Here is a 26,122-nt window from a genome sequence, read left to right on the forward strand (position 1 = left end):
AATTGATATCATGAAAAAAAGAGGTTTAACCAAAGCCACACCCACCATATTTTTCATCTTTGGAGGTACTGGCGACCTAAATGCACGCAAACTCATGCCTGCACTGTACAACCTCTACATCGAGGATTGGTTACCACATCAGTTCGCCATCATAGGCATGGGACGCACGGAATTAACAGACGAGAAATTCAGAAGTGACTTGCACAAGGATGTGGATCAGTTTTCAAGAAATGGAAAAACAGAAAAGTCCAAATGGGATGCTTTTGCACAAAATCTGTACTACCAGACGTCTGATGTAGCTGATCCTAAATCCTACAAACAGCAAGCTGAGCGTGTCGCTGCCTTCAACAAGGAATGGAAAACAGAGGCTACCGTCATCAATTATTTGGCTGTGGCTCCTCGCTTTTTTAGTACCATCAGTAGCAACCTAGCAAAGCAAACTTTCTCTACTGATCCAGCCAAGACCAGGATCGTCATAGAAAAACCCTTTGGGCATGATTATGAATCTGCCAAAGAGCTGAACTCACTGCTAGGAAGTCTCTTCTCAGAGAGTCAGATCTACCGCATTGACCACTACCTAGGCAAAGAGACTGTTCAAAACATATTGGCATTCCGTTTTGCCAACTCCATCCTCGAACCACTTTGGAATCGCAACTACATCGAGCATGTACAGATTTCTGTATCCGAAGATTTGGGTATGGGTGATCGTGGAGGCTATTATGATCAGGCTGGCGCCATGCGTGACATGATCCAAAACCACCTACTCCAGCTCTTGTGCTTTATTGCCATGGAGCCCCCCGTCAGTTTGCAAGCTGATGAGGTCAGAGATCGGAAAGTGGATGTACTCAAAGCCATGCGCAAATTCTCATCTGAGGATATCAAGAGAAGTGCAGTCCGTGGACAGTATGGCAGCGGGTGGATGGAAGGCAAAGAAGTACCTGGATACCGTGAGGAAAACGGCGTATCAGCCGACTCGAATACGGAGACCTTTGCTGCAATTAAGTTTTTCATCGACAACTGGAGATGGAAAGACGTCCCATTCTACCTGCGTACTGGCAAACGCATGCACAAGTCAGGCTCAGTGATTTCCATCCAATTCAAAGACGTACCGCATTTGATCTTCCCAGACGAGGCACTGGATGCGTGGCAACAAAATCGCCTCATCATCAGCATCCAACCAGAGATGAGTATTAGACTAGAGGTACAGGCCAAGAGACCTGGCTTGGACATGATGCTCAATCCTGTGGACTTGGTCTTTGACTACAGTGGTACTTACAAAAGCAAAGCACCAGAAGCCTACGAGACACTACTGCTCGAAGTAATGATGGGTGATCAGACTCTCTTCATGCGAGGTGATCAGGTCGAAGCTGCGTGGGAACTACTCATGCCGATCTTGTCTGCATGGGCAGCCAAGAAAAGCCTCAACTTTCCAAACTATCCTGCAGACTCTTGGGGTCCCGAACTGGCCGAGGCACTCATAGCCAAAGATGGATTCCATTGGTTTACTTTACCCTTGAAAAATGAAAAGAAATAACGAACAGCAACTACACATATTCGAACAGCAGGATACTCTCCTCTCATCTCTGGCAGACTTCATCGTGGCAGAGTCAAAGCAAGCTATCACCAGAGAAGGCCGTTTCTCTCTGGTGCTATCGGGAGGAAGTTCTCCCAAACGTCTCTATGAATTACTGGCTTCTGATGCCTATCGTGATCAAGTCGAATGGAACAAGGTCTTCTTCTTTTTCGGAGATGAGCGCTACGTGCCCCTTACAGATGTGCAGAGCAATTACTTAATGGCTAAAACTGCCCTTTTTGATCCCTTGCAGATCGCTACGGACCACATCTATGCGATGGACACAGCACAGACACCTGAAGAGGCCGCTCTCTGCTACCAACAGGATTTGGAGGCTTACTTTGGCACAAAGACTCCTCACTTTGATATCATACTTTTAGGGTTGGGTGACAATGTACATACAGCTTCATTGTTTCCTTATACCCAACTGCTCCATGAGCAAAAGGCTTGGGTCAAGGCAGAATACATAAATGAAGTAAAAATGAACCGCATCACACTGACCGCTCCGATCATCAATCAGGCAAATCATATTGCTTTCTTGATCTTCGGTGCAGGCAAAGCCGAAGCGATCCAGTCTGCCATGTCCGATACGCTCGATATAGACAAATACCCAGCGCAACTGATTCAGCCAGACCATGGTGTTCTCCATTGGTTCCTAGATCAGGATGCCGCAAGATTGGTAGAATAAGCTAATTATCAGACTAAATAAGATTTCCTTTGTCTCTTTGTAGTTCACTCTTGTCTTCAAGTAAGAGCTGTAATTTTTTTTAACTCTTGGAATAGTAGGATTGACAACTACTCCCTACTCGTGGGAGTAAATTAAAGATCAACACAACTGTCATTGTTGTGTTGATCAAGTCAAATGAATTATACAGCAGCAGCTTCCCATTTAAACTTCTCAAATCCAGCATCTAATGGTGTTTCTGCAATATGATTTGTATAATTACTAATTACTTTTTGGGATAGTCCCAAAATGATTTCCAATAGGTGTCTTTGATTGTAACCAGCCGCATAAAATGCTTCCAATTGATCCTCACTCACCTGTCCTCGGTTACGTACTATGGATAATGTCATCTCATGTAATGCTTGCAATTTGGCAGTAGGTAATTCTGTCTTGTTTCTTAAAGCCTCTGTAATCGCTTCATCAACCTTCATGCTATGTGCAATCGCTGTATGGGCAGGTACACAATAGTGACACTCATGTTCGACATTGATTGTCTGCCAAACGACGGTCAATTCTTCCTTGTTAAAGGATGATTGTGAAAAAAGACTGTGAAGTGTCTGATATGCTTCTAATAGACCTGGTGACTCTGCTAAAACACCATGCAAATTGGGAAGGAACCCGTTATTCTTTTGTGATTTCTCTAGCAATGCTTTGCTTTCTTTGGGTGCCGATTCTACGGTGTGAATTGTTAATGTACTCATAATAGTGTTGTTTGTTTATTAGTTCAACGGTGTAACTAAACATTCGTTTAGAATAAGGATAATAAAAATCATAGACTTTGGAAGATGTTGTCTATATAATGATCAATCTGTCTATCAGAAAATATCCTAGAAGCAGACGACAAACCAAACATAGAGATAATCAGATAGTCTGCTTGTTGCTCTACAATACTGGGATCCTTACTTTCATCTTGACTCAGTGCATCCGCAAATAATTGTCTGACTTCCAAAGTAAATTTGGTCATCTGAACCTGTAGCACAGGGTTAGTATCAGGACCAAATTCATTAGCCGTATTGGATATAAGACATCCTTTGCCACAGCCTTGACCTCTTGAAAAAGTAAGAAAGTCATAAAAATATTGCTTGATTGCAGATACGCCCGCTGATGAGCTTTTCAACTTCTCTAGGATGACATTCAATTTGGATTTGTACAGTTTGATGCTTTCCAAAAAAAGCCCATCCTTGTTGCCAAAGCCCGCATAGATTGAAAACTTGTTGATACCCATTTCCTTTTCTAGCATTGCCATGGATGTCATTTCATACCCATGTCGCCAAAATAAGTTCATGGCTTTATCAATCACCTCTTCTTCTATATATTCCTTTTTCCTTGCCATTGTTGTGAACTAAATACGTTAAAACTAAACGATGGTTTAGATATTGTAAAGAAACAAAATAATTTCATCTCTATAAACTATTAGCAATCCACTTTTTCAATAATTAAACTTACATCAAAACTGTATATCATGAGCTCACGTAAGAATCGAACTCAGGTATTTAGATAGTTTGTGTCTATTGACCTCTTTCCATCAATAGATTATAAATTTACTCTTTGATTCACAAAAAGAACATCTATAATGGATATAACTACATTTATCAGCAAGCTGAAAGAATCCCCTACGTTAGTTACTTTTGAAGACACCATGCTCGTAATCGAGAAGAACTATACCTTTGTACCGACCACATTTCATAATGGTCAACTCACGAATGAGGCAGGACAAAACGCTGGTTCTTGCAAAGTGTTAGCTTTTGCCCAAGAACACAGCTTGACAGTGGATGAAACATTACAATGCTTCGGAGATTATTATAGAAAGGACGTTCTTGGCAACCCAGAGGGTAGAGATCACCAAAACATTCGCAACTTCATGCAACATGGCTGGAATGGCATTCGTTTCGAGAGTGTGGCTTTGGTCAAGTCTTAGCAGACCCTTTTAATCTAGGGCTAACATACATTGCACCACCTGACACCTAGCTTATTAAGCCCAGTAGCGATGTCTGGCACTATTTTTATGCATCCTGCTTCATAAATAAACTTCAATCACTATGAAAAAAATAAATCTACTCAAGTACCTGCCGGCCTTGTCTATCTTATTCTTATTTGCCTGTGAGGGCCCATCTGGCCCTGTAGGCCCGGCGGGTGAAGATGGACAGGATGGATTGGAAGGTTACACCTTTGAATACACAGTTAACTTCGTAGCTCCAGATTACGCTGCCCTGCTGTCCTTACCAGATGACTTTACCATGCTCGATTCTGATGTGATGGTAGTGTATTTGCTATGGGAAATACAGGATGATGGTACAGAAATTTGGAGAGCACTTCCACAAACACTGTATTTCGACGATGGCATCCTCAGTTACAACTATGATTTCACCAAATACGATGCAAGTGTTTTCTTAGATGGTACTGTGGATCTCAATGGCTTGGGGGCAGACTGGACAGATAACTGGATCGCTAGGGTGGTTGTGCTTCCAGCACAGTTTGCCAATGGACGATCGACCTTGGATTATACGGATTACGATCAGGTCAAGGAATATTTCAATCTACCTCCTATTCAATTGACTACAGCAGATTACCTCAATAGACCTGATTTATAGATCTTTATACATTTTGCACATCAAAAAAGCCTGACACTAGATTAGCGTCAGGCTTTTTCATTTCTCAAAGATGTTGTTTATTCAGCTCCTTCCAAAGCTTCTACTCTATCATAGATAGCTTCTGCTTTGTCGTTCATTTTCAACTGTGTGTACATCTGCTGCAATGCTTTCAATCCGTCTACATCATCTGGTTTGATGCTGATGGCTTTTTCCATGTATGGGAGACCTTGCTTCAAGATTACGTCAGCTTTTTTGGTTTTTGCTTCGCCATATTTTTGATAGCTTTTGTAATCCATGTCTCTTACTTCGTCATAGTATTCCTTCGCTAAATTCACGTAGATTACACCTGCGTTGAAGTTGGCAATGTAGTTATCTGGGTCTATTTTCAACGCGTTCAAATAACTCTCTTTTGCTTTGTCAAAACTTGCTCTCGCCTCTTCTTTCTTGTTAGCACTAGCTAGAGACGCTCCTAGGTTGTCATACAATACACCTAGATTCAAATGCAAGTTCACATTGGTTGGATCAGCTGCAATGGCCTTTTCTAATTGAGACTTTGCTTCGTCCAATTTGTCCATTGCCAAAAGTAAACTGATTTCTTCTTGACCAAATCTGCTGTCTTTAGGGAATTTTTCTTTCGCTGCTCTAGTTACTTCTAGTGCTTTCTCTGAATTCTCCGCTTGTCTTTCGTAGTAGATTACGGTAGAGTAGATGTCTTCATTGGCAATGCCCAAGTCCATCATTTTGTAGTAATACATCAAAGTTTTGTCAACCTTACCACTTTGCTGTGCGGCCACTCCTGAATAAAACAATGTTGTAGAATCATTTTCTTTGACAACTAATGCTTTTTCAAATTGGTTCAATGCCATGTTGTAATCTTCCTCTCCATATGCTGTACCTCCAGCATTGAGAAAAGTTCCCCACATTTGATCCAAATTGGTAGTAGAAATCAAGGCATAAGAACTAGTCTCTTTGTCCATAGACAAAACTTTGTTGTATGCTTCTACTGCTTTGGTCAATGCTTGTGGGTCGATTGCTTTGGTAGATTCATCTTCGCTCGTTGCGATCGCCTGGTATATTTTACCTCTACTGAACCAAGTTTTTGATTTGGTTGCATTTTTTTCAATGGTAATAGCAACATCGATTTCTGCTTTTGCAGAAACCAAATCATTCTTTGCCAAATAAGCGTCTGCTTTGGTCACAGATCCCTTTTGTGCGAAAGATGCAACACTCATCATGAGTGCAATCACAAATACGAATAATTTTTTAGTGTTCATAACGTACAATTGTTTGCGTAATAGGGACTTTATCAATCCTGTATCTAGTTTAATGTTTATTCTTTTTCTTCTGTTTTATTTTCATCAGAAGCTGTTGTCTCATCGCTTGACTCATCAACTTCCTCTTCTTCAATTCTTTCAATCTTCTCAACGGAAGAAATCTCATCATGGTCACCCAATTTGATCAATCTTACACCTTGAGTGGCTCTTCCCATGACTCTCAACGTACTAACTGCCATTCTGATCGTGATACCAGACTTGTTGATGATCATCAAATCGTCCGAATCAACAACCTCCTTGATGGCAACTAGTGCGCCAGTCTTTTCAGTAATGCTCATTGCTTTGACGCCTTTGCCACCTCTTTTGGTGATTCTGTACGCTTCTACATCAGAGCGTTTGCCATATCCTTTTTCAGAAACTACGAGTAAGTTGGCATCTTCTCTGGCAATACAAACCATCCCAACCACATAGTCATCTGCACTTTCTAATGCTACCCCTCTGACGCCTGCGGCGGTTCTACCCATCACACGTACATCAGCTTCGTGGAAGTGAATAGCCCTACCTGACTTTTTGGCAATCACAATGTGGTTATTGCCATTGGTCAAGCTTACACTGAGCAGCTTATCCCCTTCATGAATGGTAATCGCATTGATCCCGTTTTGTCTAGGACGCGAATAGGCTTCAATTGGGGTTTTCTTTATTGTACCTTTTTTAGTACAGAATATAATAAAGTTGTTTTTGATGTATTCTTCATCACTCAATGTCGTCACATTGATCACAGATTTGACACTGTCACCTGCTTCGATGTTGATCAGGTTTTGAATGGCTCTTCCCTTGGTTGCTTTGCCACCTTCTGGTATCTCCCAGACCTTCTTCCAGAATACCTTTCCGAATTCGGTAAAGATCAATAAATAATTGTGTGCCGAGGCTATGAACAAATGCTCTGTAAAGTCATCCATTTTGGTAGCGGCTCCTTTAGAACCTACTCCACCTCTGCCTTGTGTTTTGTATTCTGTAAGGGCGGTTCTCTTGATGTATCCTTCATGCGAAATGGTAATCACCATCTCTTCATCGGGAATCATGTCTTCAGCTGTAAAATCATCTGCTGCGTGCTCAATGACAGACCGTCGGGCATCACCATATTTATCCTTGATTTCAAGGAGTTCTGTTTTGATGATATCCATTCTCAAATCTTCACTTGCCAATACAGATTTCAAGTAATCTATGAGTTCCATGATCTCTTCGTACTCTTTCTGTATTTTCTCTCTTTCTAGACCAGTCAAACGCTGCAATCTCATTTCGAGAATGGCTTTGGCTTGAATCTCTGACAAACCAAAACTATCCATCAAACCAGCCTTGGCTATTTCTGGATCACGTGAATTTCTGATCAAGGCGATGACAGCATCCAGGTTGTCCAATGCAATCAGATAACCTTGAAGAATGTGTGCTCGCTTTTCTGCTTCTTCTAGCTCATACTCGGTTCTTCGAATGACTACTTCATGTCTGTGTTCTACGAAATAGCCTATGATTTCTTTAAGGTTCAAAGTATGTGGACGGCCTTTTACAAGTGCCACATTGTTGATACCAAATGAAGATTGGAGTTGAGTGTATTTATATAGGTTGTTGAGGACAATGTTTGGGATAGCATCCTTTTTGATGTCATAGACGATACGCATACCATCTCTATCGGATTCATCTCTGATGTCACTGATTCCTTCTATTTTCTTTTCATTGATCAAAGCAGCTGTCTTTTCGATCATGCTGGCTTTGTTGACTTGGTAGGGTATCTCAGAGACGATGATCTGTTCTCTGCCAGTTTTGGTGGTCTCAAATTCGGCCTTTGCTCTCAATACTACTCTACCACGCCCTGTTTCATATCCAGTCCTTACACCCTGATAACCATATATGGTAGCTCCAGTAGGAAAATCTGGCGCTGTGATGTGTTCCATCAGCTCTGCAATCGTGATGTCTCGGTTTTCGATATAGGCAACTGTACCGTTGATCACCTCTGTCAAGTTGTGAGGTGCCATATTGGTGGCCATACCTACTGCGATACCTGAAGTACCATTGATCAACAAGTTGGGTACTTTGGCAGGGAGTACAGTTGGCTCCTTGAGTGAATCATCAAAGTTGGGTTGAAAATCAACCGTATTCTTGTTGATATCTGTGAGCAATTCCTCTGCTATCCTCTTGAGTCTTGCCTCCGTATAACGCATCGCTGCTGGAGAGTCTCCATCTACCGATCCAAAGTTACCCTGACCATCCACGAGTGGGTATCTGAGTGACCATGGTTGTGCCATACGCACCATGGTGTCATAGACCGATGAGTCACCATGAGGGTGATACTTACCCAGTACCTCCCCGACAATTCTCGCCGATTTCTTGTAAGCTCTGTTGTGTAAAACTCCTAAATCCAGCATACCATAAAGAACCCGTCTGTGTACTGGTTTTAGTCCATCTCGTACATCGGGTAAGGCTCTGGAAATGATAACAGACATTGAATAATCAATGTATGCACCACGCATTTCATCCTCTATATTGATAGGAATAATATTCTGATCACCTAACGGTAAGTCTTCGTTATCTTCTGCCATAAATAGTTAATTGAAAAAGCAATTTTCAAGCTTGCAATTTAACAAAAACAGGGCTTAAAAAGCAACATTTGCCAATAAAGAACGAGGCTAATTGGATCTAGGATAAACGAATCATAAATCAAGATTTAAGTGTCTGATTTACAACTATTTAATAAGGATTCATTTTCCTCTTGTTTTTGAACTTGTAGCGCCAAAGCTTGCGATGGTTCTGCCCTACCTTTGGGTTCTGCACTTTCCATATAGGTTGTCCCCTTACTTCTACATACCTACCTGTCTGAGGATCAACGATTACGTGCTTCAACTGTACATGGTCACTCTTCATAGGAGACCGCGGAATCTCGGGTATCGTGATGCTGACACCAAAGTTGATATTGAAGGAAGGGTTGGAATGTTTGATACTGGTGCCTGTGCCTGGTATGGCCATTCCGTAGGATCTAAAGTCATAGGAAGGTTTGACAACTACCCTGAAATATTCGGACAGGTTTTTCTCAACTGAGATACCCAAATTGAAGAACATACTCTGATCCATCAAACTCTTGTTGAATTTGCTACCTAGGTATTTATCCTTGCCAAACTCAATCTCGCCTGCAAAGGAATAATCCCAGAAGTCTAGAAACTTATATCCTACCATGCCGAAATACTTGAACTGAAAGACTGAGCCAATATTGGGTTCGTAGTTTCTGATTCCCAGCTCGTCAACTGTCGGTTTAAGGGAATTAATTTTCTGATAGAGCAAGGACACACCTCCCCCGACACGGAAATCTTTGTAATTAAATCTGACTCTGACATTGAGCGGCACTGCCCAGCTGGTGCGTTTGAATCCTAAATTCAGTGAATCGCCATTATAAACCAAAGTGGTATTAGCCTGCAGTGCTGAATGAATAACTGAGTCGGGAAGTCTTGAATTGAGGATCAAAAATGGTGATTGTAAGGCCAATGAGTCTCCATACCTAGGATTGTTCAACCAGTCAGTGTAGGAATTCATACCTAATGCCCCTCCTTCATTCACAGCAATGTACTGTTGTGCAGGAGACTGAATCAGGTAATATCCGCTCAAGTCATGTTTGTAAGTGACGGCATTGTAGCCAGTAGACACCGTGAAAGAAAACATATTCAACACAGCTCGTACTGGTGAGCGATAGATATCATCTTCTGTGTATTCATATTCTTGAGCCTGTACGGCAAAAGTTATGGTCATGAGCAATATGATGATTCTATTTTTCAATTACTCAGGACTTTTTGTTCCGCTATTAATTTCAATTGGATCAACCAAAATGGCTTTTTTGGCAGCTATATCTTGATCTGACGCAGAAGCCCCATCATCACTCCCATATGAGAACATGCAGCAAAGGATGCTGATAAAGCATAGACACACATAAAAATTCTTGTTATTCAAATCACCTATTTTAGATGCACAAATTGATGCAATAACGCTGTAAAAAGAAATTAATTATGAGAAAATAATAGCGTAAGCCCATATTGTGTGCATCAGTGCACTTCTATCGTAGCACAGAAATAATGAAAGAATGGAATGGTAGTCAGACCCAATTTTTCTCCAATAGACAGTAATCGCTTGTAATCCACTTGATCCATTTTTCTGGTACTGAAAATAGAGTCGTCTTCTTCCAAAAAAAAGGATGACAAGAACCTGATGAAAATGTAGGGCATTTGGAGTACTTGTTTGCGGTATTGTGAGATGGTAATGGTAGCGCGTGGATCATAAGATCCCTCCATAGCATGTATATCAAATGACCGCTCCATGCATGTCCTAATCACAGCCAAAAACTTATCTTCCCAAAGCGCATAGTTTTTGATGACAAATTTGAGACTGAAGACCACGGGGTCTTTTCCCCAAAAGTAACCTCCTTTGGATAGTTTTCGAGCTTTTCGATTCAACGACATCTCTTCAAAAAAACTGATATCACTATTAGCAAGTGCGATCCCTACGGTTGGTACCATCATGATGAGAGAAAAAAAATCCTGATCGGATATTTCAAGGTAAGGAGCTTCCTTCTTCAGAAACTCCTTTTTTAGTGCGGTAGTCGCTTGCGCAATCTCTTCTATTTCGATGAGGGTTTCAATTTCGTATTCCGTAAACATTTGCTATCCATGGTTTAGATTATCTAAAAAATTACCATCAATATATGCATATTCAGAATAGAAAACACGGCATCTATGTTACCAAGCTATTAGATTTTGAGATTAACCCTCCTGAGACTCAGGTTCCTGTAGTTTTTCTACGATTTCGGCATATTGTGCAGAGAGCTCGGGATCTGTCTTGAGCGCAGATCTGATCTGGTTGAACTGGGTTGCGCCTATTCCTCCTCTGATAGCTTCTGTGTAGGTATTCTTAAAGACAAACTTCATCTTGTCGATGGTTTCTTGTATTTGGTTGTATGCAGCCAGTTCTTCTGCCGTTACATTCAATTCTGCAAGTTTAGTTTCATCGCCATCTGCTCCCTTGATGTCATTGAATCTACGCCCTCCATCCATCAATGGGTCGCCTTTCACCAAGTCATTGGATTTTGCGGTAAGGTCAGTTTTCATGGAGTCAATGTCCATCATAACCTGTGCATATTGTGTCAATTGTTCTGTTGTAATTTGTTCTTGTGCTTGCGCGGATAATGCCAAAGAAAGGACTGCGATGGCTGATAAAATTGTTTTGATCATTACGAATTGTTCTGTTTTTATAAATGTGACAGTAAGCGAATTAAGGTCTTTGGAAGCAGAAATTCAAATTATGATGTAACAGATTCTTGGATTCCTTTAGATTCGCCATTATAATCAATTTTGTTTTCCATGAAGAAAATCTATTACCTCTCCACCTGTAGCACTTGCAGCAGAATCATCAAAGAATTGGGTTTGACACCTGACAAGATTGCAATGCAAGACATCAAAACCGAGCCTATTACCGCCCCACAATTGGAAGAAATGAAGGCTATGAGCGGTGATTATGAAAGTCTATTCAGTCGCCGATCTATGAAGTACAAAGCATGGGGATTGGGAGAAAAAAATCTCGGTGAAGCAGATTACAAGAAATACATTTTGGAAGAATATACCTTCCTAAAGAGGCCAGTCATTATCTGGAATGATCAGATTTTCGTAGGGAATGCGAAGGCAGTAGTAGAAGCAGCCAAGGTCGTGATTGGCTGATCGCTTTGCGCCATCCGCTTTGCGCAAAATGAATTTCAAATCCATCCCATGGTTTGTGGCTCACAAACCATTTGCTGAGTGGTCTATAGTGCCACAGACCTTGGGTTGTTGCTTTCAAGCTTTTATAGCGCTCAGCTATTAATCCTTATGAAATTTGGCAATTAGCCTTACATTCAAGAAGCGAGCAGAGAGTGCGTTGGGTACTGCAAACTGGTTGTTGTTGACATCTCTTACCCAAGTATAGGTCAGGGCGTTGTCTGTGCCCAGTACATTGAGTACCTCTGCTCCTAGCCATAGTGATTTGGGTAGCCACAGCTTGTCATTGACGAAGGTGAAACTCTTAGAAAAACCAATGTCTACACGGGTATAGTGATCTCCTGAGAAGGCGCTGCGGTTCGCATCATCTTTTGGTGGGCCGAAAGGCAAACCACTACCAAATTGCGCATTCAAACTGACTTTGATAGTCGGGTCATTCGGGAGATGATCTTGGAAGAAAATACCCAACTTGAGTCGCTGATCAGTGGGTCTTCGGACATATCCATAGCCTTCTTTGATATCCTCTTCGGTTTTCATCACACCAAAACTGAACCAAGACTCAGTCCCCTCAATGAATTCGCCATTGATTCTGAAATCTAAACCATAGGCGTATGCTGTGGCTTGATTGGTGGCAAAGTAGCGAATCTTCACATTCTCTACGTCATAGGGGTTGACGTTCCACATGTATTTGTAGTATCCTTCTGTTGAAAACATGAACGGCCTGCCCCAAATCTGAAAGTGCCTATCCCAAGCCAAAAGTGTGTGTACAGATTCCTGCGCTTTGACATCAGGATTGATGTTACCATCTCGGTCTCTTAGTTCTCGATAAAACGGGTGCTGCGCATACAATCCAGCTGCTGCTCTCAGGGTGTTCTTCTGGTTATCACCGAATGAATAGGCATATTGCAATCTAGGCGTTACCAAAACTTGACCACTGTAAGACCAATAACTAGCTCTTACGCCAATATTGACGTGATGTGCCTGATCGCTAGATCGCAACTGTAACTGCGCATAACCTGCCACCTTGTCGGATCGGATATGCGCTTGGTTATCCAATGTCTCGGTAATCGTCACATAGTCAGCCGAATCTATAAATTCATATTCTTTGAGTCTGTCATCTATTTCCTGATGATCCCAAGTCATACCAAACTGCAACAGTTGATTCCCTATTTTTAATTCATTTTTCTGATCTACTGAGACTATTTGAGCTTCCAGTCTGTTGCGACCATAGCTGTAATTGGTACCTACACCCAATACATTGACACACTCGTTGAATCTGTTGGATGCCAGATTGGTATTCACATCACAGAGCAAATAGCCAGCTTCGATCTCATAATTCTCTCGCTCTGATGACCGTACGCCAGATAGAGATAGACTGGATTGAAACCGATCACTGAACCGATGTCTGAGGAGCAACGCAGCTTGGTTGGTATAGTAGTCAAGTAGCTCTCTCCCATCAAATGCGATACTCAATCTATAAGATGCTTGTAGGTTTCCAAATTCTGTTTGCTGATAGGTCGGGATGGTTTGGTAGTTGTTGATCGCCGTTGAGATGAGCAATCCTAGTTCCGTCTTGTTGTTCTTAAACTTCTTATTGATATAAGATTGTACATCTGTGAACTTGGGTAAATATTGCCCTTGTGTTTCCAGAGTTCCTAGTAGATACTTGGTATTCTTGTGTCGGACACTGATTGTATAAGTCAGGCTTTTGTCTTGATTGATCCCTCCGAAGTACACACTTCCTCCCAAGATGCTGAGGTTAATAGATGCTTCGTGGCGGGTAGGTTCTTTGTACTGGACACTCAAGACCGATGACAATTTATCTCCATACGCTGCCTCCCAGCCTCCTGCCGAAAAATCCACCGCTCCCACCAAGTCTGGATTGATGAAACTGAGTCCCTCCTGTCTACCTGCACTCACTATCTGTGGACGATAGATTTCTATACCATTGACATAGATGAGGTTTTCGTCGTAGTTGCCTCCTCTGACGGAGTAGGCCGATGACAGTTCATTGTTGCTACTCACCCCTGGCAGGGTACTGAGGATTTTGGTAAAATCACCTGTGGCAGAGGGCACATTCTCTAGGTTTTTGGCATCTATCCGAATGGTCGTGATGTCTTCTCTGTAAGTACGCCCTGTCACTCTGACATCTTGGAGTAGCTCTGTCTTGTATGATAGTGCTATTGTGAGTTCTTGATTTGAATCAATATCCAATGCCTGATGGTAAGTTTGAAACTGTAGGTGAAAGATGGATAATTGATGGGACCCTGGTGTCAGTTGGGTTTCGAATCTGCCCTTGTCATTGCTTGTGACCAATATAGAATCTGGCATGATGATGATCTGGGCATCAGTCACGGGTTGACTCAAACTGTCTAAAAGTTGACCTCTGAGTCTATATTGGAGCTGTGCATGAACTGATGCAGAACAAGTGAGAACAAGAAGACAACAAATGGTAAAATATCTGAGCATAATACAGGACAATCCGCCAGTGCAATATATCACGAATTGCCAATCAGTACCTAAGCAATTTTACATTTTTCAGTTCTCCTCCAGATTGCAAACGCAGTACATAAAGTCCTTTGGAATGCTCTTTGACTTCCAAATTGATGATGTCACCTTTTTTGACTTTCTCCTCAAATTTGACTGCTACCAGTTTGCCATCCGGCGCGTACAATTTCAAATCCAAATCCTGTCTGGAATACTCTCTCTCGATCAAAATAGAGATATGGTCTCCTGTAAATGGATTGGGGTAGACCGTAAAACTTTCGTCGAATACTTTCTTGACTGAAAGAATGGAATCATTGATGAGTCGTCTGTAGTTGGGTAACCCATGCCCTATGCTGTTGTCAGGATTGTTGTGGTTGTCTCCGATCGAAAGAATCAGTTCTTTCAATTCTACATTGGTGAGTTCAGGGAACTGTTGCCAAATACCTGCTGCCAAGCCTGCAATCAAAGGGGATGAAAAGCTCGTACCGTTGTTGGTGCCGATCGTATTGTTTTGATGGAACACTGAGACACCTTGACCCAACGCCACCACATCGGGTTTGGTTCTGCCATCTGCTGTTGGTCCGATTGAGCTAAAACTAGATTTGTTGCCATTGCTGCTGATTGCTCCCACTGTCACTACTGACTCTACATCAGCAGGCATGGTGATGTATCGCCAACTGCCATTTCCTTCATTGCCTGCACTGCATACGACCAAGATGCCCTTTTGCGAAGCAAGATCTGCCGCTTTGGAGATCACGGCCGTTTTACCATCCAAGGCAGCGATTGTATAATTCATAGATGTGTCTAAAAAGGTACTGTAACCTAAGGAAGATGCAATAATATCTACTCCCACACTGTCTGCACGCTCAGCAGCCAGCAGCCAATTGTACTCTTCTATGCGGTATTCAAAAGAAGAATTGTTGCTCACATCCTCTGTCACATACAAACTCACATCCATGTCGTAGCCTGTACCGATCAAAACAGTTTTGTAATTCCCAGCCATACAGCTCAACACATTACTCCCATGATCATCATAGTCAAATACATTTTCGCTATTGGTCGTGAAGTCCATACGGTCTTTCAGCCGCCCATTGTTGAAGATATGTTTGAATATCGCCGACTGGTCCACTTTTTGAAATCCCCCATCCAATACTGCTACATGTACTCCCTCTCCAGTGTATCCTTGGGCATGCATGGTCTGAGCACCTAGCATTTCTATCTGAGTTTTGGAATTGGATGAAACGATCGATGGTTCCAAGGGATTGAAGCTGATAGTATAAGGTTGGGTGACAGGATTGAGACGAGTACCAGGAGCGATGTATTCGTAGCTGAGTACAAAATCTTTGGTAATCAGAATATCCAAGTCAGCTGAATCGGCCTCTACCAGTGCAGCATTGAACCATTTAGAGGTATAATAGGGTGTGACATTGTACTTGATCAATGAATCCAAATAATTGGCATTGACTGGCAAATCTTGAACAGTAATGGCCTGATTGACTTTGACACGTCGGTCTATTGCCTTCTGAGAGAGGAAATCCAAGGGTGCATCGATGGAATAGATGCTTTCTGCTTTGTCAGCAAAGAATACCATGAATCGGTTTTGGTCAGCCTTGGCTCCAAAACCCAACAGTCCTACTAGTCCTATAATCAGTAAAATACTACTCTGTCTTGCCATACTCAATCATTGTCATCACCAAATCCCTACCTCCTACTATTTTGTTGGCATCTACTGTGCCATCCTCTTGAAAATATTCCCAAACGATTGAGTACTTCAAAATCATACCAATATCTGCTGCGAAAAGCTCATATCGATCATCTCGCCCCACAGTATAGTAGCCCAAATCACTCTGAATGACCTTGACAGCATCTACATACAGCGTATCAAATAGTGTGGTATCCATCTTTTGTGCTGCATATTGATAATACTCAGCACCGCGTGTATTGTACACATTGGCATCCCATACGAGATTGTTTTCGATGGGGAATACCAGTTTGACATACGAGACATTGTTCTCATTGGCTACTATGGTGCTCGACCCCACTTGAGTAGTCCATACTGAATCTAGTTTCCAAGTCTGGGTATCATCCGCTCGCACGGATCTATGCAATTTGTATTCTATCTTATTATGAGAGAGCAAAGTAGAATCAACCACCTCTTCCTTCAGCTGATAGTTAGACTCCTCTGGGCCGATCAAATAATAGTTGATTTCATGCACATCATAAATCCTGTATTGACCCATTTCCATTGGAAAATAGTTTGCTCCCAAACGATCTGTATCTTGATCAATCTCGGATTGACAAGCCATAAAACACAGCGATATCAGTAGCACACTACAGTACCGCATGTTGGTGTTTGGCTTGACTAAAACTTGATTTGATCCATCCACCACCGATCACGTCGTTTCCTTCGTAGAATACAGCCGCTTGTCCTGGAGCGATGGCACTGACTCCTCTACCGAAATAAGCCTTCATGATACCGCCTACTTGCTCGATCACCGCTGGCGTACCTGGGTCGTTGTAGCGTACCTTGGTCACGGTATCCATGCGCTCGCTCAGTCCATCGTACTTGCCCATGATCAATTGGTCGACATACATGCCGTCACGTGACAATTCGTCAAATGTACCCAAGACTACACGATTAAGTTCTTTCTGAATCTCGATCACATAGACTGGGAAACCCAAAGCAATGCCGAGACCTTTTCGCTGTCCCACAGTGTAGAATGGGTAACCTTCATGAGTTCCGACCACAGTACCGTCTTCCAGTACAAATTCGCCACCCGCGACTTGTTCTTCCAGTCCTTCTACCCTGCGTTTCAAGAAGCCACGGTAATCATTGTCTGGCACAAAACAGATTTCGTAGGACTCAGATTTATTGACCAGGTCATGGAATCCTCTCTCAACTGCCATTTCACGAATCTGAGATTTCTTCAAATGTCCTAGTGGCAAGATGGTTCTTGAGAGACTTTGCTGAGAGACGCCCCAGAGCGCATAGGATTGGTCTTTCATTTCGTCCGCACCTTTGGAGATGACGTAGCGACCGTTTTCTTCACGCACGTTGGCATAGTGCCCTGTCGCGATAAAATCACAGCCCAATTTGTCCGCACGGCGCAGCAATGCATCCCATTTGATATGGGTATTGCAGAGCACACAAGGATTAGGCGTGCGTCCTTTCAAATATTCTTCGGTGAAGTGATTGATGACATAGTCGCCAAACTCCTCTCTGATATCCAATATATAATGTGGGAAACCTAAATCAACAGCGATGTTTCTCGCGTCATTGATGGAGTCGAGGCTGCAACAGCCCGTCTCCTTTTTGCTGCCACCTGCGGAGTTATAATCCCAGGTTTTCATCGTCATACCTATCACTTCATAGCCCTGCTCATGAAGCATCACTGCGGCAACTGAGCTGTCTATCCCGCCGCTCATCGCTACCAATACTCTTCCTTTCTTACTCATTCAGATGTTTAATTGCCAGGTTCACAGCCTGGTGTTCACACTTATTTAAGCTACAAAAATAAAGCAAAGTATTGAGATGGTTACTGGGTTTAGGGAGTTATTGATGGCTGAGAATGGACATTGAGGAAATAAAAGTCCACCCCCTCCCGCCGCCAGCGGGGGTGATTGTTTGATTTGATTGGTTTTTGTTCTTTGGGATTGAGTCAATGATCCTTTTCATTCTCGTAAAGCAGAAACGTTAATTCTTTGTTTCCTCCTTTTTTATCCCCCGCTGGCGAGGTTAGGAGGCGGAACCGCTGCATTTTTCTCTATCCACTAGCTATGCTTTTTTGAATGTGCCCATTTGACTGTACTACCAGTCCGATCGATCTGCTCGTCCTCCTTGTACTTGATCCTCAAAAGCATAAAAACAGCCTATACTGCTCTATTTCGATGATTTTACGCGCTGCTCTAGACAAGAAAATGGGTGACCAAAAACCCGCGCGGGTTTGACCATAAACCTGCGCGGGTTTGGCCGTAAACCCGCGCAGGTTTGCACACGAACCCGCGCGGGTTCTGAATGGAGACAAAGGGCAGTGCAAAAAAGGGAGATTTTGCAGGGCAATCGCATATAATAGACCTTGAATTTTTCTAAAAGTGAAGCAATTCAATACAAAAATGTTTTTTCATACTTCCTGAATTCTAGGAAAGCCGCCGCACGCTGTTCTGGTATTCCTGAGTCCAATAGAGCCGTTGAGCATAAGAAACGAAAATGACACCTGCCCACCACCCAAATCATCTCCCTAGATTTGGGTATATTTCTATGAATAGTGCAACAAAGCATCTGCCTTTTGGTGAGATATGAGGGTTGAGGTATTAGATTTGGTAGAGGCACAAGTGGGGAAAGCTGCTTTGTCGACAAATTAAAGAACTTAGATTTACTCATACCATAAGGCAAGTATGCGGACAAAAATTCCGCAAACATAAATTGTTGCCTGCAATACTGACCAACACCTAACTGACAGTAAAATAATGTCAATACCTGCTCCAAAAGCTCAATTAATTCTCGACTACAAGTTTTACTTTGGAGTTAAACCACCAAACAACAGAATCTCCTTAATTAGTCACATTTCTAAACAGAGTATCCTCTACGAAATCGCTGCTCTTAATTATCGCTTAAAGCCTAAGAACAAAATTTCTATTGACACTAGCTTTGAAACACAAGTAAAAGAGCTAAAGTATTTCACTAAGACTAAGGCAATGTTTAATAAATATTCCAGCATCGCAGAAGACTTAACTAAGGATAAAGAAAACTACCCCATTATATTCAATAGACAAGGATGTCTATTCGCCATTGAAGAAATTGTCAACTCTACCGAAATGAAAGAAATTGATGGTTTTATTATGGCAAAGATTGAAGTTTGGGAATCAATCGTTAAATACTTCTTAGCGGTTAATTATGCCATCACTCGAATAAAAAGAGAAAAAGACGACAACAACTCAAATTTTGAATCACTTAACCCCAAATTACTTCCATTAAATGAACTCTCTATTGAGACAGATCAAATTTTCACGTCTTATCGTGGCTATTGGCTAATTGACTATTTCCTTAATCAACCAGATTTTTCATCCGAGTTAAAGGGCTATTTCCAAGAAACATACGGAATTGAACCACAACACTTCATCTTTCATTTGATGAGTATGTATTTAGCTAACAGTAATGAGAAACCAGAGTTTAATTTCTTTTACCAAATTCAAGACGGACAAGAAAACTTCTTTGATAAGTTAAGCAAGCGAGTTGATAATCAAGAAACACACAAATTAATCAGCATTAGAAAATCGCCTTTTATTAAAGTCGGTGATAAAAAATATTTAATCTCTGACAATACATTCTTAATCGAAAAAGCATACTCACAATTGTTAAATGACTTTTGGTTTGATTGGATAAAACCAATCAAGGATGAAAAAGGGAAAAATAAATTTAACATTCAGAAATACAGAAGTGAATTCGGATATTTCTTTGAAAATTATCTTTCAAAAATCTTTAGAAAAAGTTTTGAAAATTATAAGTATTCAACCTTGCTTATGTTTGATCAATTAAAAATAAATACTGTAAAAGGCAATCTTGAGATTGCAGATATATATCTGCGATACGGCAATAAGATTATGCTTGGACAAGTAAAATCAGGAAGCATCTATGATACTCAAAAGTTTGGTGGGAATGTAGAGCATCTTTACAGAAATGATAGAAACGCTTTCTTTGAAAATTTTGGTGTTAATCAAGTGATAGAATCAATAGCAACAATGAATACTCATATTCAAAAGCTTGATCCCAAGTTCCGAAAAGGACATTCTTATGAAATTTACCCTTGTATAATAGTTAATGACAAGTCATTTCAAACCCCACTAATGCCCGACACTTTTAATACACGGTTCCAAGAATTGATTACAGACTTTTCCATTAAAAAAATACGAGTAAATCCACTTACAGTAATTCATATCAGTGATTTGGAACGGTTAGAAGATTTAATTAGAAAAAACCCTAAAGAGATCTGGCAGCTTCTTAAATACAATCATAGAGATAAGAGGTTTGCTCCTCCTTTCTACGACACAATAAACAGGAAAAACCTTGATACACAATACCCAACAAAAATATTGGAACTATTTAAATCACTTATACTAAAGTATAATCCAAATGATACGGAAAATGCTGGTGAGTAAAAGAAGAAAAGCAGGTTCCCGCTAGGTCGCAATACAATTGCGACCTCATCTTTATGGCATTTGAAATGCCTATCATCTCTATAAATCTAAATCGCAATACAATTGCGATCGAGCTGAGAGACTTTAAACAACAGAATTGCAAGACTCAGCAATTACCTACTCAGCCCTCCCCTTTTCTCCTTTAGATTATTTCTGTACTTTTGTCTCACATGAAATTCATCGCAGGTATATCACTCACATGCTTATTTCTGATACAGGCCTTGGTGCCTAGTATGGATATCTGCTGTGAGCTGGAGAAGCTGCCTGCGCTGATGGAGCACTACAGAGCGCACCAGTCATTGGATGGAGATTCATTCGTGGAGTTTGTGGCAGAGGATTATTTCAATGGTGACGGCACAGCACAAGGTCATCACGAAGATGACGAACACGAAGACCTACCTTTTCAGGGGGATCATCAGTGTCATCATGCTCCTTTCCTTTGCACAGTCAATGGCCCTATTTTCTTATCTACCGTAAGAGTCCCTCACATCATTGAGTACAGAGACTTCAGCACGAGCCTCATCTCTGAGTTTTCTGACTCCCCTTTTCAGCCTCCCAAGGCATAAAAAGAAGAAAGGCTAGGCAGACATGGACCAAATGTTTCGTCCTACTTTATCATTCAGCATTTTGAGTTTTACATTTTAGATTTTTTTATGATCTAAAGCCATATTCTTTTGAAGAAGGTTTTAGAGATAGTAGGAAGAAGGTAATGACAAATGTAAAATCAAGGTCGTTTAGTGAAGGAAACAAACCTTACAGGTTTCGATGATTAAGACGGTACTTTAAATCCCAAAGCTACTGTTGTCGAAACTAGATAAAACCTGTAAGGTTTAACTGAGCGAAATAGGAAACAAACCTTGCAGGTTTCGATGATTAAGACAGTACTTTAAATCCCAAAGCTACTGTTATCGAAACTAGATAAAACCTGTAAGGTTTAACTGAGCGAAATTGAATGAATGATCAAGTAGCAGTGACAATCCCCCATAGCTTCAAGCCTTCTTCCTTGCATTTGATGATGAATCGTCAAATACGCATCTCTTAGTCCAATCAGGGCTAATCATTACTTTCATACGAATAAAACATAAGATATATGCTTGATAAAATCATTCGATTTTCTATCAACAACAAACTGATTGTTGGCCTGATGACGCTCGGCTTGGTGATTTGGGGAGGCTACTCGCTGACCCAACTCCCCATAGATGCCGTACCCGACATCACCAACAACCAAGTGCAGGTGATCACGCCCTCTCCCTCCCTAGCCGCTGAGGAAGTAGAGCGCTTGATCACCTTCCCGATAGAAATCACCATGGCGACCATCCCCGAGATCGAGGAGATTCGTTCTTTCTCACGATTTGGGCTGTCAGTCGTCACCATTGTATTCAAAGAAGACGTGGACGTGTACTGGGCACGACAACAAGTCAACGAACGTATGGCGGAGGTCAAAGCCCAAATCCCACCGGGAGTCGGTGAACCTGCTTTGGGGCCTATTACGACTGGATTGGGAGAAATCTACCAATACGTCGTGGGTACTGCGCCAGGCTATGAGGATAAATATGACGCCCGAGAACTGCGGAGCGTCCAAGACTGGATCGTCCGTCGGCAGTTGCTAGGGACACCGGGTGTAGCGGATGTCAGCAGTTTTGGTGGACATCTCAAGCAGTATGAGATCGCCATAGACCCTGATCGTCTCAAGTCTATGAACATTTCCATCTCCGACATATTCGACGCACTGGCGTCCAACAATGAGAACACGGGAGGTGCCTACATCGAAAAGAACCTCACGGCGCTTTTCATCCGCAGCGAGGGCTTGGTCAAAAACCTAGACGATATCCGCAACATCCTCGTCAAAAGTACCCCAGAGGGTATGCCCATTATGATCCGTGACATTGGTACGGTACAGTTGGGCTCAGCGGTACGCTATGGTGCTACCACACGAAATGGTGAAGGGGAAGTCGTGAGTGCCATCGTGATGATGCTCAAAGGAGAAAACTCTGCTGAAGTAATCAAAAGTGTGAAATCACGGATCGAACAAATCAGGAAGACGTTGCCCGAAGGTGTGACCATCGAGCCTTTCCTCGACCGTACCAAACTGGTGGATTCTGCGATTGGCACGGTCACTAGGAACCTCACGGAAGGTGCATTGATTGTGATTTTCGTACTGCTACTCTTGCTGGGCAATCTGCGGGCTGGTCTGATTGTGGCATCTGTGATTCCCTTGGCATTGCTGTTTGCATTCAGCATGATGAACCTCTTTGGCGTGTCTGGCAACCTGATGAGCCTCGGTGCGATTGATTTTGGGTTGATCGTGGATGGGGCTGTCATCATTGTGGAAGCGACCATGCATCATCTGGGATTGCTCAAACTGAGTCGTCGCTTGACTCAGCAAGAGATGGACGAGGAAGTCTATCAATCTGCCAGCAAGATTCGTAACTCTGCCGCCTTTGGCGAAATCATCATTCTGATCGTGTACTTGCCCATACTCGCACTGGTAGGGACAGAAGGCAAGATGTTTGGTCCGATGGCGCAGACGGTGAGTTTTGCCATCTTGGGAGCTTTCATCTTGTCGTTGACCTATGTACCGATGGCCTCTGCCCTATTCCTGAGCAAAGACATCAGCCACAAGAAGAACATCTCAGACAAAATCATGGCTTTCGTACATCGCTATTATGATCCGACAATCAAATGGGCGATGCACCAGCGTACCCTCATCCTAGCTGCCACACTTGGGTTGTTTGGGCTCTCCCTCTGGGTATTTTCCCGCATGGGAGGTGAATTCATCCCTACATTGGAAGAAGGAGATTTTGCAGTGGAGACAAGGGTGATCACAGGGAGCTCCCTTCAAAACACCATCAATGCCACCACTCAGGCGGAGCAGATCCTGTTGGATCAATTCCCAGAAGTGCTACAGGTAGTATCCAAAATCGGAGCAGGCGAAATCCCCACCGATCCCATGCCTATAGAAGCTGCGGATCTGATGATCATCCTGAAAGACAAGAAGGAATGGACCTCTGCCTCCAACCGCGAAGAACTCGCCAATAAGATGTCGGAGGCGTTGGAAGTGATCCCTGGAGTCAACTTCGGGTTTCAGCAGCCCATCCAGATGCGTTTCAACGAACTGATGACGGGGGTGCGCCAAGATGTAGCCATCAAAATCTATGGTGAAAATCTGGACGATCTATCAGACTATGCCATGCAAATAGGACAACTGGCCTCAGGTGTAGAAGGTGCTGTCGATATGTATGTGGAAGAAGTGACGGGTGTGCCACAGATCGTGATCAACTACAAACGTGATCAGTTGGCCAAGTTTGGATTGAATATCCAGGAAGTGAATCAGACGATTCAAGCAGCATTTTCTGGGGCTATCGCAGGTGTGGTATATGAAGGAGAGAAACGCTATGAACTCGTCGTGCGCTTGGACAAAATCAACAGGAACGAATTAGAAGATATCCATAATCTCTATATCTCTCGAAAAGACGGACATCAAATCCCACTCTACCAAGTGGCCCATGTAGAAATCAAAGACGGTCCGTATCAAATCCAGCGAGACAATACGCGCCGCAGGATCATCGTAGCGTTCAACGTCCGCAACCGTGATGTAGAAAGCATCGTCACGGAAATCCGTCAAAAGATCGAGGAAAACATTGTCTTTGCTCCCGGATACACAGTCACTTACGGGGGTCAGTTTGAGAATTTGGTTGAGGCACGTCAACGCTTGATGGTAGCAGTACCTCTGGCACTGCTGCTGATCTTTGTTTTGCTCTACTTTACCTTCAAATCCCTGAAGCAAGGGTTATTGATATTTACAGCGATCCCTTTGTCAGCGATAGGTGGCATATTCGCCTTGTACTTGCGCGACATGCCCTTTAGTATTTCGGCGGGTGTCGGATTCATTGCACTCTTTGGTGTAGCGGTATTGAATGGGATCGTATTGATTGCAGAGTTTAACCGATTGAAACAGAATGGTGTAACGGACATCTTCGAAAGAGTATATGAAGGTACAAAAGTACGTTTGCGTCCAGTACTCATGACAGCCGCTGTTGCTTCGATGGGTTTCTTGCCGATGGCATTGTCACATTCATCTGGTGCAGAGGTACAGAAACCACTCGCTACGGTCGTCATTGGTGGCTTGCTCACTGCCACGCTTTTGACGCTAGTCGTCCTTCCTATTCTTTACTATTATTTCGAAAAAGGCATGAAAAAAGTCAATCCAGCTTCGGCAGTGATGATAGCCCTGCTTCTGCTGTCCGTGATACAGCCCTTTGGCACAAAGGCTCAGGAAACCGTGAAATACCAATCACTGGATGAAGCGATACAAACAGCGATTGCCAACAACCCTACATTGAAAGTCGCTGATTTGCAGATCCAACAGCAGAGTGCCTTGCAAAGCGCCAGTTGGAACTTGCCCAAGACAGAGGTTTCCTGGACTCACGGGCAGTACAACAGTGTACAAGACAATGACAATCAGTTCAATGTCAGTCAAAGGATCGAGTTCCCGAGTGTATATGCCAATCAAAGCAAACTAGCCAAGGCCAGAGTTGCAGGCAGCGAGCAGATGCTCGTCGCGACACAAAACGAACTGGTACAGCAGGTCAAATCTACATGGTACGCGCTGTGGTTGGAGATGAGCAAGGCACAACTGCTGCGTGAACAGGACAGCATCTACCGACGCTATGCACAAGCAGCTTCACTCCGATACGAGACAGGTGAAAGCAACCTACTAGAGAAGGCAACTGCCGAATCACAGATTGCGGAAATACAAGTCATGATTGATCAAAATCAATCAGATGTTGCTATTCTGAAAACACGATTGAAAACGCTGCTCAATGTATCAGCACCTGTCGTGATTCAAGTGGGGGATTTAGAAGCCAGAACCCATGCCCTGCCTCCAGAATCGGCGGACATCAGCAACAACCCGACTTTGGCTTGGTTTCGTCAGCAGATGGAGGTCGCAGAGAGCGAAAAATCAGTGGAAAAGGCACAGATGATGCCCGACATCACTTTGGGGTACTTCAACCAATCGCTCAACGGACGAGGGTTGACTGCCAGTGGGGACCCAATTACCTATTCCTCCAGTGATCGATTCACTGGGATTCAGGTAGGGTTGGCGATACCGATTTTTGGATCAAAATCTCAATTGTCCCAAATCCAAGCGGCAGAGTTGAAAAAGCAGGCGACTACAGCGCAACTGGAAGCTACCACCAACGAGCTCAATGGGCAGTTGCAAGCGATGGTACAGCAGTATCAAAAATACCAGTCTAGCCTCAATTATTACCAAAACAAAGCACTGCCACAAGCCGATCTGATTTTGACACAAGCCCAAAAGGGATTCGAAAGTGGCAGCATTGGCTATGTAGAGTACATACAAGGACTCAACATGGCCATCAATATCAAATTCAATTACCTAGAAACACTCAACCTTTATAACCAAGTAGTTATTCAGATTGAGTTTATCTCAGGCGTACAATAAGCCTGAATTAAAATTGAGGAGTTAAAAG

At 42.7% G+C, this 26,122-nt stretch carries 19 protein-coding genes; 8 read left to right on the top strand and 11 right to left on the bottom strand.

Annotation, left to right across the window (positions count from 1 at the left end; all coding sequences use genetic code 11):
- Window positions 1-10: 10 nt before the first annotated feature.
- Complete coding sequence (zwf, locus tag N6H18_RS14565) at window positions 11-1,534, top strand: glucose-6-phosphate dehydrogenase (protein ID WP_262309011.1); 1,524 nt, start codon at window positions 11-13, stop codon at window positions 1,532-1,534.
- A complete protein-coding gene (gene pgl / locus N6H18_RS14570) occupies window positions 1,521-2,261 on the top strand; it encodes a 6-phosphogluconolactonase (protein WP_262309012.1) in 741 nt (246 codons plus the stop codon). The genes zwf and pgl overlap by 14 nt, the downstream gene beginning before the upstream one ends.
- Before the next feature lie 179 nt (window positions 2,262-2,440).
- Here pgl and N6H18_RS14575 read toward each other — a convergent pair whose 3' ends face one another.
- Both N6H18_RS14575 and N6H18_RS14580 read right to left on the bottom strand, forming a co-directional pair.
- The gene (locus N6H18_RS14575) at window positions 2,441-2,998 is read right to left on the bottom strand and encodes a carboxymuconolactone decarboxylase family protein (RefSeq protein WP_262309013.1); all 558 of its coding nucleotides are present in this window, start codon (window positions 2,996-2,998) and stop codon (window positions 2,441-2,443) included.
- 68 nt (window positions 2,999-3,066) lie between these two features.
- A complete protein-coding gene (locus N6H18_RS14580) occupies window positions 3,067-3,630 on the bottom strand; it encodes a TetR/AcrR family transcriptional regulator (RefSeq protein WP_262309014.1) in 564 nt (187 codons plus the stop codon).
- Between the two features lie 240 nt (window positions 3,631-3,870).
- Between N6H18_RS14580 and N6H18_RS14585 the strand changes: the two genes are divergently transcribed.
- The gene (locus N6H18_RS14585) at window positions 3,871-4,215 is read left to right on the top strand and encodes a HopJ type III effector protein (protein ID WP_262309015.1); all 345 of its coding nucleotides are present in this window, start codon (window positions 3,871-3,873) and stop codon (window positions 4,213-4,215) included.
- A 121-nt stretch (window positions 4,216-4,336) separates the two neighbouring features.
- The gene (locus N6H18_RS14590; protein WP_262309016.1) at window positions 4,337-4,888 is read left to right on the top strand and encodes a hypothetical protein; all 552 of its coding nucleotides are present in this window, start codon (window positions 4,337-4,339) and stop codon (window positions 4,886-4,888) included.
- Between the two features lie 77 nt (window positions 4,889-4,965).
- Here N6H18_RS14590 and N6H18_RS14595 read toward each other — a convergent pair whose 3' ends face one another.
- The 5 genes from N6H18_RS14595 to N6H18_RS14615 form a co-directional block, all read right to left on the bottom strand.
- Window positions 4,966-6,162, bottom strand: a complete 1,197-nt coding sequence (locus tag N6H18_RS14595) for a tetratricopeptide repeat protein (protein WP_262309017.1) — start codon at window positions 6,160-6,162, stop codon at window positions 4,966-4,968.
- 56 nt (window positions 6,163-6,218) lie between these two features.
- Window positions 6,219-8,756 (bottom strand): DNA gyrase subunit A, encoded by a 2,538-nt coding sequence (gyrA, locus tag N6H18_RS14600; RefSeq protein ID WP_262309018.1) that lies wholly within the window; start codon window positions 8,754-8,756, stop codon window positions 6,219-6,221.
- A 148-nt stretch (window positions 8,757-8,904) separates the two neighbouring features.
- A complete protein-coding gene (locus N6H18_RS14605; protein WP_262309019.1) occupies window positions 8,905-9,954 on the bottom strand; it encodes a hypothetical protein in 1,050 nt (349 codons plus the stop codon).
- Between the two features lie 290 nt (window positions 9,955-10,244).
- Window positions 10,245-10,856 (bottom strand): hypothetical protein, encoded by a 612-nt coding sequence (locus tag N6H18_RS14610; protein WP_262309020.1) that lies wholly within the window; start codon window positions 10,854-10,856, stop codon window positions 10,245-10,247.
- Between the two features lie 102 nt (window positions 10,857-10,958).
- Entirely contained in the window at window positions 10,959-11,426 is a 468-nt protein-coding gene (locus N6H18_RS14615) for a DUF4168 domain-containing protein (protein WP_262309021.1), read from the bottom strand.
- Window positions 11,427-11,555: 129 nt separating this feature from the next.
- On the opposite strand from N6H18_RS14615, the gene N6H18_RS14620 reads away from it, so the two are divergent.
- On the top strand, window positions 11,556-11,909 hold the full coding sequence (locus tag N6H18_RS14620) for an arsenate reductase family protein (RefSeq protein ID WP_262309022.1): 354 nt from the start codon (window positions 11,556-11,558) through the stop codon (window positions 11,907-11,909).
- Between the two features lie 138 nt (window positions 11,910-12,047).
- Here the strand turns inward: N6H18_RS14620 and N6H18_RS14625 are convergent, their stop codons facing one another.
- The 4 genes from N6H18_RS14625 to mnmA form a co-directional block, all read right to left on the bottom strand.
- Window positions 12,048-14,312 carry a TonB-dependent receptor plug domain-containing protein gene (locus N6H18_RS14625; RefSeq protein WP_262309023.1) on the bottom strand — a complete coding sequence of 755 codons (2,265 nt, stop codon included), beginning with the start codon at window positions 14,310-14,312 and terminating at the stop codon, window positions 12,048-12,050.
- A gap of 145 nt (window positions 14,313-14,457) precedes the next feature.
- The gene (locus N6H18_RS14630; protein ID WP_262309024.1) at window positions 14,458-16,107 is read right to left on the bottom strand and encodes a S8 family serine peptidase; all 1,650 of its coding nucleotides are present in this window, start codon (window positions 16,105-16,107) and stop codon (window positions 14,458-14,460) included.
- Window positions 16,091-16,777, bottom strand: coding sequence for a hypothetical protein (locus tag N6H18_RS14635; protein WP_262309025.1), 687 nt, complete (start codon window positions 16,775-16,777; stop codon window positions 16,091-16,093). Before N6H18_RS14635 ends, N6H18_RS14630 begins: the two co-directional genes overlap by 17 nt.
- Window positions 16,764-17,888: a tRNA 2-thiouridine(34) synthase MnmA gene (mnmA, locus tag N6H18_RS14640; RefSeq protein ID WP_262309026.1), complete on the bottom strand. Its 1,125-nt coding sequence runs from the start codon at window positions 17,886-17,888 to the stop codon at window positions 16,764-16,766. Before mnmA ends, N6H18_RS14635 begins: the two co-directional genes overlap by 14 nt.
- A gap of 1,011 nt (window positions 17,889-18,899) precedes the next feature.
- Between mnmA and N6H18_RS14645 the strand changes: the two genes are divergently transcribed.
- The 3 genes from N6H18_RS14645 to N6H18_RS14655 all read left to right on the top strand — a co-directional run bounded on the left by N6H18_RS14645 (window position 18,900) and on the right by N6H18_RS14655 (window position 26,094).
- Window positions 18,900-20,588 carry a hypothetical protein gene (locus N6H18_RS14645; RefSeq protein ID WP_262309027.1) on the top strand — a complete coding sequence of 563 codons (1,689 nt, stop codon included), beginning with the start codon at window positions 18,900-18,902 and terminating at the stop codon, window positions 20,586-20,588.
- 209 nt (window positions 20,589-20,797) lie between these two features.
- Window positions 20,798-21,193: a hypothetical protein gene (locus N6H18_RS14650; protein ID WP_262309028.1), complete on the top strand. Its 396-nt coding sequence runs from the start codon at window positions 20,798-20,800 to the stop codon at window positions 21,191-21,193.
- A 524-nt stretch (window positions 21,194-21,717) separates the two neighbouring features.
- The gene (locus tag N6H18_RS14655) at window positions 21,718-26,094 is read left to right on the top strand and encodes a CusA/CzcA family heavy metal efflux RND transporter (RefSeq protein ID WP_262309029.1); all 4,377 of its coding nucleotides are present in this window, start codon (window positions 21,718-21,720) and stop codon (window positions 26,092-26,094) included.
- The last annotated feature ends 28 nt before the right edge of the window (window positions 26,095-26,122 follow it).

The organism is Reichenbachiella agarivorans (assembly GCF_025502585.1).
In the GTDB taxonomy this organism is placed as follows: Bacteria; Bacteroidota; Bacteroidia; order Cytophagales; family Cyclobacteriaceae; genus Reichenbachiella; species Reichenbachiella agarivorans.